Source organism: Microbacterium profundi, from assembly GCF_000763375.1.
Lineage (GTDB): Bacteria > Actinomycetota > Actinomycetes > Actinomycetales > Microbacteriaceae > Microbacterium > Microbacterium profundi.
The window spans coordinates 1,871,483-1,890,059 of sequence record NZ_JPSY01000001.1; the positions used below are offsets into that span (position 1 = coordinate 1,871,483).

At 67.1% G+C, this 18,577-nt stretch carries 18 protein-coding genes; 9 read left to right on the forward strand and 9 right to left on the reverse strand.

Features of this window, described 5'->3' with window-relative positions:
• Positions 1-7: 7 nt before the first annotated feature.
• The gene (locus tag JF52_RS0108965; protein ID WP_033106520.1) at positions 8-706 is read right to left on the reverse strand and encodes a FadR/GntR family transcriptional regulator; all 699 of its coding nucleotides are present in this window, start codon (positions 704-706) and stop codon (positions 8-10) included.
• Between the two features lie 47 nt (positions 707-753).
• Between JF52_RS0108965 and JF52_RS0108970 the strand changes: the two genes are divergently transcribed.
• Positions 754-1,644 (forward strand): amidohydrolase family protein, encoded by an 891-nt coding sequence (locus JF52_RS0108970; RefSeq protein WP_052166860.1) that lies wholly within the window; start codon positions 754-756, stop codon positions 1,642-1,644.
• Between the two features lie 157 nt (positions 1,645-1,801).
• On the opposite strand, the gene JF52_RS0108975 is transcribed toward JF52_RS0108970, so the two are convergent.
• Positions 1,802-2,572, reverse strand: a complete 771-nt coding sequence (locus JF52_RS0108975; RefSeq protein WP_033106522.1) for an SDR family NAD(P)-dependent oxidoreductase — start codon at positions 2,570-2,572, stop codon at positions 1,802-1,804.
• Complete coding sequence (locus tag JF52_RS0108980) at positions 2,569-3,429, reverse strand: fumarylacetoacetate hydrolase family protein (RefSeq protein ID WP_033105860.1); 861 nt, start codon at positions 3,427-3,429, stop codon at positions 2,569-2,571. The genes JF52_RS0108975 and JF52_RS0108980 overlap by 4 nt, the downstream gene beginning before the upstream one ends.
• Before the next feature lie 125 nt (positions 3,430-3,554).
• Between JF52_RS0108980 and JF52_RS0108985 the strand changes: the two genes are divergently transcribed.
• The 3 genes from JF52_RS0108985 to JF52_RS0108995 are packed head-to-tail and all read left to right on the forward strand — an operon-like array spanning position 3,555 to position 6,241.
• Entirely contained in the window at positions 3,555-4,850 is a 1,296-nt protein-coding gene (locus tag JF52_RS0108985; RefSeq protein ID WP_033105861.1) for an L-fuconate dehydratase, read from the forward strand.
• The gene (locus JF52_RS0108990; RefSeq protein WP_033105862.1) at positions 4,837-5,799 is read left to right on the forward strand and encodes an aldo/keto reductase; all 963 of its coding nucleotides are present in this window, start codon (positions 4,837-4,839) and stop codon (positions 5,797-5,799) included. Before JF52_RS0108985 ends, JF52_RS0108990 begins: the two co-directional genes overlap by 14 nt.
• 22 nt (positions 5,800-5,821) lie before the next feature.
• A complete protein-coding gene (locus tag JF52_RS0108995) occupies positions 5,822-6,241 on the forward strand; it encodes an RbsD/FucU family protein (RefSeq protein ID WP_033105863.1) in 420 nt (139 codons plus the stop codon).
• 125 nt (positions 6,242-6,366) lie between these two features.
• Here the strand turns inward: JF52_RS0108995 and JF52_RS0109000 are convergent, their stop codons facing one another.
• Positions 6,367-7,239 (reverse strand): sugar phosphate isomerase/epimerase family protein, encoded by an 873-nt coding sequence (locus JF52_RS0109000; RefSeq protein ID WP_033105864.1) that lies wholly within the window; start codon positions 7,237-7,239, stop codon positions 6,367-6,369.
• A 193-nt stretch (positions 7,240-7,432) separates the two neighbouring features.
• Here JF52_RS0109000 and JF52_RS0109005 point away from each other — a divergent pair, with 193 nt between their 5' ends.
• From JF52_RS0109005 to JF52_RS0109015, 3 genes are all read left to right on the forward strand, one after another.
• The gene (locus JF52_RS0109005; protein ID WP_033106523.1) at positions 7,433-8,935 is read left to right on the forward strand and encodes a sugar ABC transporter ATP-binding protein; all 1,503 of its coding nucleotides are present in this window, start codon (positions 7,433-7,435) and stop codon (positions 8,933-8,935) included.
• The gene (locus JF52_RS0109010; protein ID WP_200880978.1) at positions 8,935-9,966 is read left to right on the forward strand and encodes an ABC transporter permease; all 1,032 of its coding nucleotides are present in this window, start codon (positions 8,935-8,937) and stop codon (positions 9,964-9,966) included. Before JF52_RS0109005 ends, JF52_RS0109010 begins: the two co-directional genes overlap by 1 nt.
• A 67-nt stretch (positions 9,967-10,033) precedes the next feature.
• Entirely contained in the window at positions 10,034-11,038 is a 1,005-nt protein-coding gene (locus tag JF52_RS0109015; RefSeq protein WP_033105865.1) for an ABC transporter substrate-binding protein, read from the forward strand.
• 341 nt (positions 11,039-11,379) lie between these two features.
• On the opposite strand, the gene JF52_RS0109020 is transcribed toward JF52_RS0109015, so the two are convergent.
• From JF52_RS0109020 to xylB, 4 genes are read right to left on the reverse strand one after another with little or no spacing between them, the layout of a single operon-like run.
• The gene (locus tag JF52_RS0109020) at positions 11,380-12,339 is read right to left on the reverse strand and encodes a phosphotriesterase family protein (protein ID WP_200880979.1); all 960 of its coding nucleotides are present in this window, start codon (positions 12,337-12,339) and stop codon (positions 11,380-11,382) included.
• Positions 12,339-13,265: a shikimate dehydrogenase family protein gene (locus JF52_RS0109025; RefSeq protein ID WP_033105866.1), complete on the reverse strand. Its 927-nt coding sequence runs from the start codon at positions 13,263-13,265 to the stop codon at positions 12,339-12,341. The genes JF52_RS0109020 and JF52_RS0109025 overlap by 1 nt, the downstream gene beginning before the upstream one ends.
• The gene (locus JF52_RS0109030) at positions 13,262-14,224 is read right to left on the reverse strand and encodes an NAD(P)-dependent oxidoreductase (RefSeq protein WP_084595720.1); all 963 of its coding nucleotides are present in this window, start codon (positions 14,222-14,224) and stop codon (positions 13,262-13,264) included. The genes JF52_RS0109025 and JF52_RS0109030 overlap by 4 nt, the downstream gene beginning before the upstream one ends.
• A complete protein-coding gene (gene xylB, locus JF52_RS0109035) occupies positions 14,224-15,831 on the reverse strand; it encodes a xylulokinase (protein WP_084595721.1) in 1,608 nt (535 codons plus the stop codon). The genes JF52_RS0109030 and xylB overlap by 1 nt, the downstream gene beginning before the upstream one ends.
• 98 nt (positions 15,832-15,929) lie before the next feature.
• Here xylB and JF52_RS0109040 point away from each other — a divergent pair, with 98 nt between their 5' ends.
• Positions 15,930-16,538: a glucose-6-phosphate isomerase family protein gene (locus tag JF52_RS0109040; protein WP_084595722.1), complete on the forward strand. Its 609-nt coding sequence runs from the start codon at positions 15,930-15,932 to the stop codon at positions 16,536-16,538.
• A gap of 377 nt (positions 16,539-16,915) precedes the next feature.
• Here the strand turns inward: JF52_RS0109040 and JF52_RS0109045 are convergent, their stop codons facing one another.
• A complete protein-coding gene (locus tag JF52_RS0109045) occupies positions 16,916-17,446 on the reverse strand; it encodes a CGNR zinc finger domain-containing protein (protein ID WP_033105868.1) in 531 nt (176 codons plus the stop codon).
• Between the two features lie 39 nt (positions 17,447-17,485).
• On the opposite strand from JF52_RS0109045, the gene JF52_RS0109050 reads away from it, so the two are divergent.
• The gene (locus JF52_RS0109050; RefSeq protein ID WP_084595723.1) at positions 17,486-18,550 is read left to right on the forward strand and encodes an EamA family transporter; all 1,065 of its coding nucleotides are present in this window, start codon (positions 17,486-17,488) and stop codon (positions 18,548-18,550) included.
• Positions 18,551-18,577: the final 27 nt, after the last annotated feature.

Here is an 18,577-nt window from a genome sequence, read left to right on the forward strand (position 1 = left end):
GTGGATGCTACGCCTCGGTGCCGCTCTCGGTCACGGCCGCGGCCTGGCGCAGCCAGCGCTCGATGCCGGCGATGTGCGCGGTGGCCAGTGAAGTGGCGAGGTTCGGGTCGCGCTGCGCGATCGCCTCGGCGATGCCTCGATGCTCCGACAGCGTGCGCTCGACCGCGCCTTGCTCTGTGAGGCCGCGCCAGATGCGTGCGCGCACGGTCTGACCGCTCAGGCTCTCGATGAGGCTGGCCAGGTAGGCGTTGCCCGCCATGCGGACGATATCGCGATGGAAGCGGATGTCGTGCTCCACCAGCGCATCGACTGAGACGTCGGTGTCGATGCCGTCGAGCTCCGCGTGCAGCGCCTCGATTCCCTCAGCGGTGCCGAGGGTGGCGGCGAGCCCGGTCGCCTGAGATTCCAGCATCCGCCTGACCGCGAAGATCTCGAGCAGCGAATCATCGTCGTGCATGTCGGCGACGAACGAGATCGCCTCGAGCAGCAGGTGCGGCTCGAGGCTGGTGACGTAGGTGCCGTCGCCGCGACGCACATCGAGCACACGGATGACTTCGAGCGCCTTCACCGCTTCGCGCATGGAGTTGCGCGAAAGCCCGAGGCGCTCGGAGAGCTCCTTCTCCGGTGGAAGACGATCGCCGGGCGACAACTCGCCGGACACGATCATCGCCTTGATCTTCTCGATCGCCTCGTCGGTGACAGCCATGATCGCCATCCTAGCGATTGATCGGATGTCTGGGGCAGGATGGTGCCATGCGCGTTCTCGATTCACATCTGCACCTGTGGGATCCGTCCGTTCTGGACTATCCGTGGCTGGAGGGCCCGCTGCGCGCACGCTTCGCTGCGGAGGAGATCGCGGGCACGATCGGTGAGGTCGGCGACGAGCGAGGATTCGTGTTCGTGCAGGCCGACTGTCTGGAGGCGCAGTATCTCGACGAGATCGACTGGGTGACCTCACTCGCCGAGCAGGTGGGCGTGCGCGGCATCGTCGCCGGAGCCCGGCTGGATCGCGGGGCGGCGACGGTTCGCCACCTGGATGCTTTCGCTGAGCGCCCGCTCGTCGTCGGCGTGCGTCACCTGCTGCAGGGCGAGCCGGACGGGTTCGCCGCGACGCCGGCGTTCCGCGCGGGCGCCGCGGCTCTGGCCGAACGAGGCCTGACCTTCGACGCGTGTGTTCGCGGCGAGGGGCAGCTGCGTGATGTGATCCGGCTCGCGGCAGAGTTGCCGGAGCTTCGGATCGTGCTGGATCATCTCGGCAAGCCCGCGGTAGGGACGGCCGCGACACCATCATTGCCGTCTGCAGAGTGGGCGAATGCCCTGACCGCGCTCGCCGCGCACAGCCAGGTGTTCTGCAAGCTCTCCGGGCTGCCCGCCGAGGCCCGCGGGTCGTGGAGCGCCGAGCAGACGGAGCCGTTCTTCGACGTGGCGCTGGAGGCGTTCGGACCAGAGAGGCTGATGGTCGGCAGCGACTGGCCGGTGTCGGCGGTCACGGCATCCGGTTGGAACAGCGGCGCGGATGCGGCGCTGGATGCCGGGGCCATCGGCGCATGGGCGGATGCCGTGGCATCCTGGGCTGCCTCACGCGCCGTCGATGGCGACGCGATCCTCTGGAGAAACGCCGAGCGGTTCTACCGACTGAGTTAACGGCTTCGACTCGCTGCGCTCGCTCAACCCGTTTCGTCTGCGTCGCTCCGCGATTCCGCTCAACGCCCCGTTCGTTGCGGGTCGTTGAGCGAGCGCAGCGAGACGAAACGGGTTCAGTGAGGAGCCGCAGGCGACGAGTCGAAGCCTTCCTCGGCGACTACTCCGCGCGCAGGCGCAGTTGCGCCATGCCTCCGTCGACCTCGATGAACGTGCCGGTCGTCGAGCCTGCAGCGGGACTGACCAGGTATGCCACAGCCGCAGCGACCTCGTCCGGTGAGACCAGACGCCCGTGCGGCTGGCGCGCCTCGAGGGCCGCACGCTCGGCATCCGGATCGTCGGCCTGGCCGAGCAGCCGTCCGACCCAGGGGGTGTCGGCGGTGCCGGGGTTCACGGCGTTGACGCGGATGCCCTCGCGCAGATGATCTGCGGCCATCGCGCGGGTGAGCGCCGAGACGGCGCCCTTCGACGCGCTGTAGAGCGCGCGGGCCGGCAGGCCGGTCGAAGAGGCGATGGATGCCGTGTTGCACACCGCTGCGGCGGGCGACCTGCGCAGCCAGGGCAGGGCAGCCGCGGTCACGCGTGCGATGCCGGTGACATTCACGGAGAGCACGCGTGCCCACTCCTCATCGTCATTCGCGCTGATATCGCCGATGGCACCGATGCCGGCGTTGTTCACGACGATGTCGATGCGACCGAACTTGTCTGCGACGCCGGCGACCGCGGCATCCACGCTCGCGCGATCCGAGACGTCGGCCGTGAACGCGGCGAAGCGCTCGTCGGCGCCGGACGTGTCGCGGTCGAGCACGGCGATCTGTGCACCGTCGGCGTGAAGGCGGGTGGCGATCGCCGCGCCGATGCCCGAGGCGCCACCGGTGACGATCGCGACGAGGCCGCCCAGAGCCGGTCCCTGAGCCTGTCGAAGGGTCATCGGGTCGCCTCCCATGCCACGAAGCTCTGCCGCTGATGTCCGAGTCCGTCGATCTCGATCTCGACGACATCGCCCGCCTTCAGGTACGGGTACTTGCCCGACAGGGCAACGCCCTGCGGCGTGCCGGTGAGGATCAGGTCGCCCGGCTCGAGCGTGACGTACTGCGAGAGGTGATGCACGATCGTGCGCACGTCGAAGATCATGTCGCTGGTGTTCGAGTCCTGGCGGGGCTCGCCGTTCACGAAGCTCTTCAGGTTGAGGTCGTCGACGTCGACCTCGTCCGGGGTCACCAGCCACGGCCCGGTCGGATTGAAGCCGGGAGCGATCTTGCCCTTCGACCACTGTCCACCGGAGACCTCGATCTGGAAGGCGCGCTCCGACACGTCGTTCGCGACGACGTAGCCGGCGATGTGGGCGTCTGCCTCATCGGGGGAGTCGAGGTACGCGGCGCGAGCGCCGATGACGATGCCGAGCTCGACCTCCCAGTCGGTCTTCTCGCTGCCTCGGGGAATCATGACGTCATCGTTCGGTCCGACCACGGTGTTCGGCGTCTTCAGGAAGATGATCGGGATCTTCGGCGGTTCGGAGCCCGACTCGGCCGCATGGGCGGCGTAGTTCATGCCGATGCAGATGACGGCGCTCGGGCGTGCGATCGGCGCGCCGATGCGGAGATCCGCGGCGCCCTCGAGCTCGGGAAGCTCGCCGGCGGCGCGAGCCGCATCCACTCGCTCACGGAAATTACCGGCGAGAAAATCGCCGTCGACATCGGATGTCACGGGCCGCAGGTCGAAGTGGTGATCACCGTCGACCAGGACGGGAATCTCGGATCCAGGGGCGCCAAGCCGCGCGAACTTCATGGTTCTCCAGCCTCTCAGGGAAACCGTCTGCTGACGGCACGTGTGATTGACAGTATAGACATCCGATGTTTACACTCCAAGGGATCCGTGCAGAATATTCGTGCTGCACGAGGAGAGGAATCCCCGTGAGCCGCATCACCGCACTCGAGACCACCGACATCCGCTTCCCCACATCGTTGAGCCTGGACGGCTCTGATGCGATGAACCCAGACCCGGACTACTCGGCGGCGTACGCAGTGATCCGCACCGACGCGGGTGACGGCGTCGAGGGCCACGCGTTCGTGTTCACGATCGGACGCGGCAACGACGTGCAGGTCGCGGCGATCGATGCGCTCGCCGGACACCTGGTCGGTCGTGAGATCGAGCCCTTGCTCGACGACATGGGCACGACGTTCCGCGAGATCATCGGCGACTCGCAGTTGCGCTGGCTCGGCCCGGAGAAGGGCGTGATGCACATGGCGATCGGCGCCGTGACCAACGCCCTGTGGGACATCAAGGCCAAGCGCGCCGGCCTGCCGCTCTGGCAGCTGCTGGCGCGCATGACTCCGGAGGAGCTCGTCGCGCTGGTCGACTTCCGCTACCTCACCAACGCACTCACCCCCGAGGATGCCCTCGAGATCCTTCGCGCCGGCGTCGAAGGGCGCGAAGAGCGAGAGGCCGACTTGCTCGCGACCGGCTACCCGGGATACACGACGAGCCCCGGATGGCTCGGCTACTCCGATGAGAAGCTCGAACGCCTCGCCCGTGAGGCGCTCGCCGACGGCTTCACCCAGATCAAGCTCAAGGTCGGCGCCGATCTCGAAGACGACATCCGCCGATTCCGAAAGGCGCGCGAGGTCGTCGGCCCCGACTTCCCGATCGCGATCGACGCCAACCAGCGCTGGGAGGTGTCGGAGGCGATCGAATGGGTGAAGGCGCTGGCCGAGTTCAACCCCGCCTGGGTCGAGGAGCCGACCAGCCCAGACGACATCCTCGGTCACGCCGAGATCGCCCGCGGGATCGCCCCCATCCGCGTGGCGACGGGCGAGCACGCGCAGAACCGGGTGATCTTCAAGCAGCTGCTGCAGGCGCAGGCGATCGAGGTCATGCAGATCGACGCCGTGCGCGTCGCCGGTGTCAATGAGAACATCGCCAACCTGCTGCTCGCCGCGAAGTTCGGCGTTCCGGTCTGCCCGCACGCCGGCGGCGTCGGTCTCTGCGAGGCCGTGCAGCATCTGTCGATGTTCGACTTCGTCGCCGTGACCGGCACCCGTGAGGGGCGGCTCATCGAGTTCGTCGATCACCTGCACGAGCACTTCGTCGTGCCCACCGACATCCAGGGCGGTTCGTACATGCCGCCCACCGCGCCCGGTGTCAGCATGGAGATGAAGGCGGAGACCATCTCGAAGTACACCTGGAAGGGGGAGCATGTCGTCGACTGACAGGCAGCTGCCGACGCTCGGATACGGTGCCGCGAACGTCGGCAACCTCTTCCGCGAGCTCTCGGACGATGAGGCATGGGCGGTTCTGGATGCGGCGTGGGAGAGCGGAGTGCGCTACTACGACACCGCGCCGCACTACGGCCTCGGGCTTTCCGAGAAGCGTCTCGGTGCATTCCTGCAGACCAAGCCGCGCGATGAGTTCGTTCTCTCGACCAAGGCCGGGCGGCTTCTGCGGCCCAACCCGGACTTCGCCGGCGGCCTCGACACTGCGCATGACTTCTTCGTGCCGGACGAGCTGCAGCGGGTGTGGGACTTCTCGGATGCCGGCATCCGCGCATCTCTCGACGAATCACGAGAGCGGCTGGGGCTCGACCGGATCGATCTCGTCTTCCTGCACGATCCGGAACGGCACGATCTCGACCTCGCGCTCGCCGAGGCCTTCCCTGCGCTCGAGGCGGTCCGCTCCGAAGGCGGCGTGCAGGCGATCGGCATCGGATCGATGACGTCCGACGCGCTGGCGCGCGCAGTGCGCGAGGCCGACCTCGACATCATCATGATCGCCGGTCGCTACACGCTGCTCGAGCAGCCGGCCGCCGCCGACGTGCTGCCCGCATGCCATGAGCGCCGCACGGATGTGGTCGCGGCATCCGTCTTCAACTCCGGCCTGCTCGCGAAGTCCGAACCGACGCGCGACGACCGCTACGAGTACGGCGGCGTTCCGGACGAGGTCTGGGACAGGCTGCAGCGCATCGTCGCCGTCTGCCGCGCGCACGACGTGCCACTCCCCGCCGCGGCGATCCAGTTCCCGCTGCGCGACACCGCGACGCAGTCGGTCGTGCTCGGCAGTTCGCGCCCGGAGCAGGTGCGGCAGAACGCCGAACTCGCCGCACTCACGATTCCCGACGAGTTCTGGGCGGAGCTTGTCGCGGACGGACTCATCCCCGCCTGAATCCGAGATCGAGGAACAAGACATGCTCGAAGGAATCAACCCGTTGCTCATCGGCGAACTGCTGCTGCATCTGGATCGGATGGGCCACTCGGATGCCGTCGTGATCGCCGACGCGCACTTTCCCGCTTGGGGTCTCGGCGAACGTGTGATCGATCTGCCTGGCACGACGACGCCCGAGGTCCTGGCCGCGATCCGCACCGTGATCCCGCTCGACGATGCGCCAGGGCTCGACCTGATGGAATCCGCAGACGGCGAGGTTCTCGACGTGCAGCGTGAATTGATGGATGCTGCCGGCACGACGGCCGACACCACTCGTTTCGTCGAGCGCTTCGCGTACTACGAGGTCGCGAAGCCCGCGTATCTCATGGTGCGCACGGGCGAGACGCGCAAGTACGGCAACGCGCTGTTGCGCAAAGGCGTCGTGGGGCACGCCTCTGCGTGAGCTGGCTGGCTTCGACTCGCTGGCGCTCGCTCAACCCGTTTCGTCTCGCTTCGCTCGCTCAACGACCCACGGGGTCGGGCGTCTCGCTCGCTCAACGCCCCGCGGCGGAGGCGTCCGATCTTGGATCAGTGCAGGTCGATCGTCCTCACAGCGTGCAGCGCGTCGCGGAGGAACCGGTTCGCGTGTGCGGCGAGGTCGTCGGAGTCCTGCCAGAGGTTGCGCCAGATCCCGAGGGTGTTGCTCAGCTCGGCGCTCACCACGGCAGACGAGAACGACTCGAACACGACCGGTCCGTCATATGCGACGTCGTGCAGCGCGCGGAAGAAGGTCGCGAAGTCGACGGTGCCGGTGCCGAGGTAACCGCGGTGGCTGTCGCCGATGTGCACGTAGCCGAGCTTTCCGGCTTCGGAGACGTCGTGCACGGGCTGGAAGAAATCCGACTCCTCGATGTTCATGTGGTACGTGTCCAGGTGCACGCTGACGTCTCCCTCGACGCCGCCGAGGTAGCCGAGCGCACCCCGGCCGGTGTTGAAGACGTTCGACTCGTAGCGGTTCACGACCTCGAGCGAGAGGCGGATGCCTCGTTCCGCCGCCTTCGCGGCCAGTTCCGAGATCGCCCTCTGGCTGTTCGCGATGCCTTTCTCCGTCGCCGGCGTCATGTACTTGCCCATCGCCGAATAGATCACACCGCACAGCACATCGCCGCCCATCGTCGCGACATGATCCAGGCAGCGCTCGAGAATCGAGACTCCGGCGACGACGACCGCCGGGTCCTCACTGGTGAGGTCGGTCGCCGCTGTCAGGCCGAGGGATGCTGTCACGGCGAGGTCGTTGTCGCGCAGCATCCGTTCAGCAAGAGCCGAGTCGAAGCCTGCGGCATCCATCAGCGGGATCTCGATCAGGTCGAATCCCGCGTGCTTCGTACCTTCGATGGCGCGCCGCAGGCCTGCGTCGTCGAAGGTGCCGGTGAAGACGAGTCCGTGCGCGCCGATGAGCATGTCGTTCCCTTTCGCTGCGCGTTCGCGCAAATCCGTGACGAAGTTGTTATTACAGGTCTACCATGATCGGATCGGGTTAGGTACATTTAGGTACAACTTGTGCTGACGCGATCCGGCAGGCACAATTGATCCGATGTTTGAAATGGATTCCATGATGGAACCGAGTACGACCTTCAAGGGAGCAGGTGAGCACATGAGCGATCCCATCCTCCGGGTGGAAGGCATCAGCAAGGGTTTCCCCGGCGTGCAGGCACTCAAGGATGTGCACCTCGAAGTGCATGCAGGTGAAGTGCTCGTCCTCGTCGGCGAGAACGGCGCGGGCAAGTCGACGCTCATGAAGATCCTCTCCGGGATCTACACGCGCGACGAGGGCACCATCACGTTCGAGGGGCAGCCGGTCGAGCTGACCAGTCCGCTCCAGGCGCAGCAGCTCGGCGTCACGATCATCCACCAGGAACTCAACCTGATGCCCGACCTCACCGTCGCGCAGAACATCTACATCGGCCGCGAGCCCACTTCGGTGGGCCTCCTCTCCGAACGACGGCTCAACCGTCAGACCGCTGAACTGCTGAAGCGCCTGAACATCCGGCTCGACCCGCGCCAGAAGGTCGGCGAACTCACCGTCGCCGAGCAGCAGATGGTCGAGATCGCGAAGGCGCTGTCGTTCAACGCCAAGGTGCTCATCATGGATGAGCCGACCTCAGCGCTCACCGACAGCGAGACAGAGACGCTGTTCACACTCATCGAGCAGCTCAAGTCCGACGGCACAGGGATCGTCTACATCTCGCACCGCATGGACGAGCTGCGCAGGCTCGCCGATCGGGTGAGCGTGCTTCGCGACGGGCATTACATCGGATCTCTCGAGAAGAGCGAGATCAGCGTCCCGAAGATCATCGAGATGATGGTCGGCCGCGTCATCGACGAGGGAACGCGTCCGTCGGCCCGCGAGCACCAGGACGAACCGATCGTGCTCGACGTCGCGAATCTGTCGACCAAGACGCTGCTGAAGGACGTGTCGTTCCAATTGCACAGGGGCGAGATCCTCGGCTTCGCCGGTCTCATGGGGGCCGGTCGCACCGAGACCGCCCGTGCGGTCATCGGAGCCGACCCGCGTAGCGCGGGGACGATCAGGATCAACGGTCGCGACGCGAAGATCCATCAGCCTGAGGACGCCGTGCGCCGCGGCGTCGGCTACCTCTCCGAGGACCGCAAGCAGCTCGGTCTCATGCTCGAGCAGGACGTCACGTTCAACACCGTCCTCGCCTCGCTCAGTAACTATGCGGGCGCGCTCGGCTGGATGGGCGACGGCAAGGCGAAGAGTCAGACCAAGCAGTACGTCGAGCAGCTGCGCGTCAAGACGCCGTCGGTGAACCAGATCGTCAAACTGCTTTCCGGAGGCAACCAGCAGAAGGTCGTCATCGCCCGCTGGCTGATGCGCGACTGCGAGATCCTCATCTTCGACGAGCCGACCCGAGGCATCGATGTCGGCGCGAAGGAAGAGATCTACCGACTCATGCAGCAGCTCGCTGACGCCGGGAAGTCCATCATCGTCATCTCGTCGGAGCTCCCGGAGATCCTGCGCGTCGCGAACCGCATCGCCGTGTTCGCGAACGGCCGGATCACCGGAACGCTCCGCAACGAAGAAGCCAGCCAGGAGAAGATCATGCAACTCGCAGCCCACGGGGAGGAAGACTGATGAGCACCCCACAGCAGCCAGGAGAGACGACGACCGTCATCCAGCAGGCCGTGAACGAAGACACCGACAAGCGGGACGTCGCGGGCTTCCTGAAGCGCCAGCTTCAGCAGTCGCTCGCGTTCGGGACGCTCGTCGTCCTGCTGATCTTCTTCTCGATCGCCAGCCCGAACTTCTTCACCTTCAGCAACATCGCCACGGTGCTGCTGTCCACCGCGGTGATCGGCATCCTCGCCCTCGGCACCACTTTCGTCATCATCACGGGCGGCATCGACCTGTCGCTGGGAACCGGGATGGCGCTGTGCGCTGTCATGACGGGTGTGTTCGTCACGAACATGGGGCTCCCGGTGTGGGTCGGCATCCTCGGCGGCATCGCGACCGGCGTGCTGATGGGGCTGGTCAACGGTCTCAACGTCACGTTCCTGCGCCTGCCCCCGTTCATCGCCACGCTCGCCATGATGATGATCGCCGGCGGTCTCGCCCTGGTCATCTCCGGTGTCGCACCGATCTACTTCTCGACATCCGCACCGGACTTCAAGAAGATCGCGCTGGGTGTGCTGATCCCCGGCATCCCGAACGCGGTCCTCATCACGGCGGTGCTCGCGATCATCGCGGCCATCGTGCTGTCCAAGACGCTGCTCGGCCGCTACACGTTCGCGATCGGCTCGAACGAGGAGGCGACGCGCCTGTCGGGCGTGAACACCCGCCGCTGGACGATCTTCATCTACATGTTCGCGGGCGCCTTCACCGGTATCGCGGGCATCATCATCGCCTCCCGTCTGGATTCCGCGCAGCCGCAGATCGGCACCGGCTACGAACTGCAGGCGATCGCCGCGGTCATCATCGGCGGCACCTCGCTGCTCGGCGGTCGCGGGTCGATCCTCGGCACTGTGATCGGCGCGCTCATCATGAGCGTGCTCGTCAACGGCCTGCGCATCCTGTCGATCCAGACCGAGTGGCAGAACGTCGTCGTCGGCGTCGTCGTGCTGCTGGCCGTGTTCCTCGACTCGCTGCGCAACCGCCAGCGAACCTGATCGTTTCCTTCCCTGTCCACCACAGCGTCGGCCCTGCCGGCAATCACACAGAATAATGGAGTTTCCAATGCGATTTGGCAAGAAGACCGCATTCGCGGCACTCGTGGCCGCATCCGCTCTCGTCATGGCCGGCTGCGCCGGCGGCGGCGGTGACGTCATCGAAGAGGGTGGCGGCACAGACGGCGGCAGCGGCGACGGCGAGATGTACATCGCCCTCGTCTCGAAGGGCTTTCAGCACCAGTTCTGGCAGGCCGTCAAGAAGGGCGCAGAGCAGAAGGCCGAAGAACTGGGCGTGAAGATCACTTTCGAGGGCCCCGCTGCCGAGACCGAGATCGCGCAGCAGCTCGAGATGCTCACCGCTGCCATCGACAAGAACCCGGATGCCATCGCCTACGCAGCTCTGGACCCCGAGGCGTGCGTCGCCCCGCTCGACCAGGCGAAGTCGAAGGACATCCCGGTGGTGTATTTCGACGCACCGTGCAACGGCGACGTGGGCCTGAGCCTGTCCGCCACCGACAGCAAGGTCGCGGGAGCCCTGGCGGCCGAGAAAATGGCAGAGCTCATCGGCGGAGAGGGCGAGGTGGCCATCGTCGGTCACTCGCAGATCAACTCCACCGGTGTCGAGCGCCGAGACGGCTTCGTCGACAAGATCGAGGCGGACTACCCCGACATCAAGATCGTCGACATCCAGTACGGTGACGGCGACCACCTCAAGTCGGCCGACATCGCCAAGGCGATGATCGCGGCTTACCCCGATCTCAAGGGCATCTACGGGACCAACGAGGGCTCGGCCATCGGCGTCGTCAACGCCGTCAACGAGCTGAACCTCGAAAAGGGCAAGATCACCATCATCGGATTCGACTCGGGTGCGGCGCAGATCAACGCGATCAAGGACGGCACCATGGCCGGCGCCATCACACAGGACCCGATCGGCATCGGCGAGCAGGTCGTCCAGGCCGCGTACGACGCGGCCAACGGCGACTCGGTCGAGGAGTTCTACGACACCGGCTCGTACTGGTACGACGCCAAGAACATCGAAGACGAGGACATCGCAGCGGTCCTCTACGAGTGATCCTCTTCTGAGCGAGCGGCCTCCGTCTTCGGGCGGGGGCCGCTTTGCATTGCGGGATGCTGTGGCAGTGACGGCTTCGACTCCCTTCGGTCGCTCAACCCGTTTCGTCTCGCTCCGCTCGCTCAACGCCCCGCAGAAGTCGTCTTTGCGTTGCGGGATGCCCTGGCTTCGACTCCCTTCGGTCGCTCAACCCGTTTCGTCTCGCTCCGCTCGCTCAACGCCCCGCAGAAGTCGGTCGCTCAACGCCCCGCAGAAGTCGGTCGGGTCGTTGAGCGCAGGCGCGGAGCGCCGAAGACGAAAAGCGTTGAGCGAGGAGCGCAGCGACGAGTCGAAACGGGACTTCACCCGAGATCGAGCAGCCTGGCGGGGTTCGCGACCAGCATCCGCTCCACGGCACCCGCGCCGATGTGCGACCGCAGGCGCGGCAGATAGCGGTCGCCGAGATAGGCGAGGCCGGGCATGCCGCCGTAAGAGATGTAGCGGGTGCGGCGGGCGACGTCGCCGCCGAGCAGGATGCGGTCGGCTCCCACCTGTGCCACGACCGCGGCTGTCAGCTCGAGCAGCTCAGCATCCGAGCGCGTGCGCGGTCGCGCGAAGCCGTCGTATCCCAGATACGCACCGCGTTCGGCGAGCGAGGCGTGCAGACCGGCATCCGGATCCCGATCGGCGTGGGCGAGGACGACCCGATCGGATGCCACGCCCTCCGCCGCGAGCAGGTCGAGCACCTCGTGGGCGGCGGTGCAGAACTCCAGGTGCACCATGATCGGCGCCTGTGTCGCGCGGTGCGCGGCGGCCAGTGCCTCGAGCGTCGTGCGCTCGAACGGGCTGATGTGCCAGTAACCGATGCCGCCCTTGAGCATCCCGGCGCGCACCGGCTGGCCGTGCGGGGTGCGGGCGAGCGGAACGTCGGGGCTCTCGAAGACGACGGCGTCGTCCACCGGCATCCCTCTTGTCACCTCACCGATGAAGAGCTCTGCGAGCTGCTCGGCCGTCCACACCTGCATCGGATGCTCTTCGCCGTAGTGCGCCTCGCGGTGCAGGCCCGTCGTCGCGACGACGTGCAGGCCGGTCGCGACGCTGATGCGCGCGATGGCCTCCGGATTCCGGCCGAGGCCGAAGGGGGTGGCATCCACCATCGAGGCGAAGCCGCTCTTCTTCAGTAGCGCGGCCTCTGCGCCGGAGGCATCCTCGTCGTCGAGTTCGTCGCCGGGCAGCAGCGGGCTCACCTGGAAGAGGTGCTCGTGGTAGTTCGTCGATCCGAGCAGCGCAGGGTCGATGTCTCCAAGGACCGTGCGGATCATCAGCGCACTCCCTCGGCGGCCTCCGCGAGCCGCTCGACGATCTCGGGTGTGAGATCGAGCTCGAACACGTCGGCGACGACCTGCGACCAGCCGTGGATGAAGTACCGCCACCCGTCGACGACGTGCAGGCCGCGTGCGGCTTCCCGCGCGCGTGCCTGGTGCAGGAACTCCAAGGACCCGCGGTAGTTGAACTCCCAGACGTACGCGTCTTCGGGGAAGACGACCTCATCCGGCAGAGGGGAGCCCGGGCGATCCTTGCCGAGTCCTGTCGCGTTGACGAATAGCGATCCGGGAGGCGCTTCGGCGACGATCGCAGCGGCGTCCGCCGGAGCATCCGTGCGCACGTACTCGATGAATCCGTCGCGGGTGCCGTGCTGGCGGTGCACCTCGCGCAGGTGCTCGAGCTTGGCATCGTCGCGTGCGGTGACGATCACGCGGGACGGGGCGTCGGCCCGCTCGGCGAGCGCCCAGCTGAGTGCTGTGCCCGATCCACCCGCGCCGAGGACGACGACCTCGGCCCCGGTGCGCGCGAAGTGATCGGCCGGAAGGAAATCGTTCAGGGCGAGGTCGACCGTGATCGGATCCTTCGCCCGTCCCGACAGGCGTGAGCCGCGCTTGGCGATGCTCGAGATCTCCGAGCACGACACCGCGAACGGGTCGAGCTCGTCGAACAGGTCGGATGCCGCGGCATACACATTCATCTTGTGGGTGGTGACCAGGGCGCCGCGGTGATGCGGGTCGTCGCGGATCTGCTCGACCATCGCGCGGTACTGCGCCGGCGTGGCATCCATCGGCAGATCGTGCCCGACGAGCGTGCGGGTCGGAAGCCCCAGGATGTCCGCCCACAGAGGGAACACCTTCATGATCGACGAGGATCCGGTCGTGACGCCGACGAAGCCCATGTAGTCGGACGAAGGAGCGGTCATGATGCGGCCTTTCGGGAGACGGGGAAGGCGGGTTCGCCGCCCTCGAGAACGGCGATCACGTCGTCGAGCGACATGGATCCCATGTTGTCGACGGCCTGCGTGGTCTGCGCCCCCAGGTGCGGCGTGACGATCACGCGGTCGGCGAGTTCGGGCGCGAGCAGGGGGCTGGCGGATGCCGCGGTGTCGCCGTCGAGCGTATCGGCGGCGTACCCGGCGAGGATGCCGTCGCGCAGGGCGTGCGCGACCTCGCGCTCGTCGACCAGGTCTGGCCTGGCGGTGTTGACGATGATCGTGCCGCGTCGGATGCTGTCGAGCAGCGCCCCGGCGACGAGCTGCTGCCCTCCCGGGGCGTGCAGGGTGATGAGGTCGGCACTGCGGAACAGTTCGTCGAGCTCGACCGGCTCTGCGCCGAGTTCGCGGATGCGATCTGCCGGCAGGAACGGGTCGGCGGCGAGGACGCGCGGTCCGAACCCGCTCAGCCGTCGTGCGACGCCCTGGCCGATGCGGCCGAATCCGACGATCCCGACCGTCGCGGCGCCGAGCTCGCGACCGCGTCGCACACTCCAATCACCGTCGCGCACGCGCCGGTCGCCGTCGGGTATGCAGCGCAAAGTGGACAGCATGAGGCCGACGGCGTGGTCGGCGACGGCATCCGCATTGGCGCCGGGAGTGTTGGTGACCAGGATGCCGCGGGCCTCAGCAGCGTCGAGATCGACCGCTTCGGTGCCGACGCCGTAGCGCGCGATGATCTTGAGGTCCGGTGCGGCGTCGAGATGCGCGCCCGTGATCGGGCCGGTGCCCGCAATCCAGGCATCCGCTGCCTCGAGCAGCGGGGCGAGTGTCTGGAGCTCGTGGTGCGCCGGTCCTCGGACGATCTCGTGCCCGGCATCCGTCGCTCGCGCGACGAGATCGATGTCGCCGTCCGAGAAGGAGCGGCTGGTGGTCAGGATGATGCCCATCAGCGTGCGCCGCGGTCGGAGTCGGCGGGTACGGATGTCGGCACGGAATCACGGATGTCGGTCGATTCCGTCGATTCCGACCGACGACTGTGCTTCTCGACTGACAAGCGTCCCGACGAACCGGGCGCGGCGGCGAACCAGGGCGCGAGAGCGTCGTAAGCCGACGTGAAGCGGGCGTGCCGCGATGCGTACACGCTGTGACGCCCGGCATCCGGAACGAACTCGGCCGTCACCTCGCTGAGTTCGCGCGCGGCAGAGAAGTCGGCGAGCCCGAGCCCGACCGCACCCGTGACGGCGGCACCGAGGCTGTTCGCCTCCTCGACGATCGTGCGCCGCCGCACCGGCACGCCCCACACATCCGCGAGGATCTGCAGCAGAACGTCGCTCTGCGCACCGCCGCCCACCGCGTCGATGCGGTCGATCGTCGCGCCGGACTCGCGGAACGCGTGGATGCTGCTGAGCAGGTTGTATCCGAGGCTCTCCAACACCGCGCGGACGAGGTGCTGGCGGGTGTGATGGCGCCCGATGCCGATGAACGCGCCACGGGCGTGCGGGTCCCAGATGGGGGAGCGCTCGCCGAGCAGGTAGGGCAGGAAGTAGAGGTCTTCGGTGTCGAGATCGCCCCCGGCCTCGGCCGTGAGCCGAGCCGTCTCGGGCTTCGCGGGATCGGGCGAGAGCGCCTCGCTGATCCACTGGATCGAAGCGCCGCCGGCCTGCATCGTGGCGGTCGGCACGAACGATCCCGGCACGACGTTGTCGAACGTGAAGGTGCGCATGCCCGCGTCGATCAGCGGCGTGTGCGAGGCGAACGAGATCCACGACGACGTGCCCAGTGACACGTATGCGCCGTCCTCCGGTGCGACGATGCCGGATCCGACGGCGGCCATCGGGCCGTCGCCGCCGCCCATGACCACCTGAACGCCCGTGTGAAGACCGAGGGCTTGTGCGGCAGCATCCGTGAGCGAACCGGCGATCGCGGTGGAGTCGAGGATCTCGGGGAACAGCGAGCGGTCGAGGCGTGCCGCGGCCAGCACCTCGTCTGACCAGTCGCCGGTCTGCTGGTCGTAGGCGTTCGTGCCGGAGGCGTCGGAGCGGTCGGTCGCGAGGCGTCCGGTGAGGCCGAGGACGATGTAGTCCTTGGCGATGCAGAAGCGGCGCACGCGCGACCAGACATCGGGCTCGTTGTCGCGCACCCACATGATCTTCTCCACCGAGTACGTGGGATTCAGGCGATGTCCGAGCATCCGGTAGGCGTGTTCGGCGCCGAGCGCCTGTTCCAGTTCGCGCTGCTGCGAGCCGGCGCGGGTGTCGGCCCAGATGATCGCGGGGCGCACGGGTCGTCCGTCGCCGTCGAGCAGCACCGCGCCCATCATCTGCCCGCTGACGACGAGCCCCTGAATATCCACCGGCGAGGTCTCCGTGCGGGCGAGGAGGTCGCGGGTCGCCGAGACCACGGCATCCCACCAGTCCTGAGGGTCCTGCTCTGCCACGCCGCCGGCGGCGAAGTGCGCCGGATAGCCGACGGTCGTGGACGCCACGAGTCGGCCGTCGTCGTGGTGCAGCGATGCCTTGTTCCCGGTGGTACCGAGGTCGTGGGCGATGATCACAGTGGGTGCCTGCTTCGATGGTTGCGTTTCCGGATCCTGCTGTTTTGGAGTATACCTGTCATTACAAGTCCTGTAGTTACAAGTTGTAGGAGAGCATCGTGAGCATCCATCCCGCCGTGGACATCCCCACCCTGCTGGAGATCTCGCCGCAGGGCGGAATCGAGGGGCGGTCCCGCCGATACGAGAAATATCTCGGTGACATGGATGGCGTCTACCGCGATGATCAGGCGTGGCAGAATGCCGTCGGCGAGCGCGGAACGGATGACCTGGTCTACTGGGTCGACGACCAGCGCTACCAGGAGGGCCCCGGCGCACTGATCGTCGGCACCAGCACCCTGCTGCCCGGACGCTACGGCGAAGAGTTCGCCATGACCCGTGGCCACCTGCACGCCGTCGCCGACCGGGCCGAGCTCTACTACTGCCTGAGCGGGCACGGAGTGATGCTGCTGGAGACGCTCGACGGGCAGACCTCGGCTGTCGAGCTGGCGCCGGGCCAGGCCGTCAACGTGCCCGGCCACTGGATCCACCGCAGCGTGAACGTGGGGGAAGAGCCGTTCGTCACGCTGTTCTGCTACGCCGCAGATGCGGGACAGGACTATGCCGTCATCGCCGAGGCCGGCGGCATGAAGAACCTCGTCGTCGCGGACGGCGACGGCTGGGCGCTGAAGGACAACCCCGACCACGCCGGATACCGCGCGGCCGAGTAGGTTGTGATCACTTCGACAGGCTCAGTGATCGGGGGCGTCTCCCTGAGGCGGGGCGTCGCTCCCTGAGCCGGTGGCGTCGCTCCCTGAGCCGGTGGCGTCGCTCCCTGATGCGGGGCGTCGCTCCCTGATGCGGGGCGTCGCTCCCTGATGCGAAGGAATCGCTCCCTGATGCGGAGGAATCGCTCCCTGATGTGAAGGAATCGTTCCCTGATGCGGGGGCGTCGCTCCCTGATGCGGGGGCGTCGCTCCCTGAGGCGGGGCGTCGCTCCCTGATGCGGGGCGTCGCTCCCTGATGCGGGGCGTCGCTCCCTGATGCGAAGGAATCGCTCCCTGATGCGGAGGAATCGCTCCCTGAGCCTGTCGAAGGGTCGATTCCGTCACCGCTGCCGCGCCCGGTAGGCGGCCACCGCGTTGCGGTTCGTGCAGGTCGTGGAGCAGTACCGACGCGAGCGGTTGCGGGAGAGATCGAGGACGATCCCCTCGCACTCCTCGTCGGCGCACACCGCGAGGCGGCTGCCCTCCTCTGCGCGGACGACGTCGAGCAGCGCCATCGCTGTTTCGGCGAGGATGCGCTCGGCGAGCGGCCGGTCATCGGCGACCGCGTGCAGATGCCAGTCCGCCCCGTCGTGGCGGACGACGTGGGCGTCGAAGGTCACCTCGCGCAGTGCGTCGTTGATCTCTTCCACCATCGCGTCACGTGGAGCGAGCAGCATCCCGCGAAGCCGTGGTCGCAGGCTGCGGATGGCCGCCAACTCGTCGGCGTCGCAGTCGATACGCCCCGTGTACGGGAAGGTCGTGAGGAACTCCTCGAAGTCGTGCCCCGTCTCGAGCGTGTCGGGGTCCTCTGCAGTGTTGGCGAGGTGGACAGCGGCGCGCAGCGCTTCGACCGTGTCATCTGTGAAGAGCATATTGACACCTTACATCCGCGGCCGATAGCGTCATTGATCATGAGCACTTTGGTAGATGACAGTCGCGTCCGGTCCGGCTTGCGGCTCGGCCTCCCGCTCGCGATCGGCGCGGCATTCGCGTTCGGGATGTCCGGCGCCTGGGCACGTGGATTGATCGATGCGGGCTGGACGCCGGGTGCAGCGGTGACCGTGCGGATCTGGGTCGCGGCGCTCGTGCTGCTCATCCCCACCGTCATCGCACTGCGTGGACGATGGCGACTCATGCAGCGCAATGCGGGGGTCATCGCGGCGTACGGACTGCTCGCCGTGACGGCCACGCAGCTGTTCTACTTCCAGGCCGTCGCAGTGATGGATGTCGGACTCGCTCTGCTCATCGAGTACACCGCGCCGATCGCCGTCGTGCTCTGGCTGTGGATGCGGCGGGGCGAGAAGCCCACCGGTCGCAGCATCCTGGGCGCACTTATCGCTTTCGTGGGCCTCATCCTCATGCTCGACGTGCTGTCGGGGCGCAGCGTCGACATCGGCGGAGTGCTGTGGGCGTTCGGTGCGATGGTGGGCGCGGCGGCCTACTTCATCCTGTCCGCGAAGAGCGACACGGGGCTCCCTCCGCTCGTGCTCGCCGGAGCCGGCCTCTTCGTCGGCGCGATCGGCCTGACCGCGGCGGGTCTGATCGGCATCCTTCCGATCGCCTGGAACACGGATGACGTCACCTACCGGTTCGAAACCGTCCCGTGGTTCGTGCCGGTGCTCGCCATCGGGATCATCGCGACCGCGCTGGCGTACGTGCTCGGGATCGCGTCGACGCGTCTGCTCGGCTCGCGTCTGGCGTCGTTCATCGCGCTCGCCGAAGTCCTGGCGGCGCTGCTGTTCGGGTGGCTGCTGCTCGATCAGCTTCCGAACCTTCTGCAGGGTCTCGGGGCGGCGCTGGTGCTCGCCGGAGTCGTCGTCGTTAAGCTCGGTGAGCCAGCGGCCGCGCAGTCGGGGGATCCGGCACTCGCCACACCCGGTGAACAGTTCGTGGATGCTCTTGAAGTCGAGGGCACGTCGGACGAAACTGGCCGTGCCGGTGCTCGCACGGGCCCGGACCCTTCGAATGGCCCCTGAGCCTGTCGAAGGGCTCAGGGATCAATG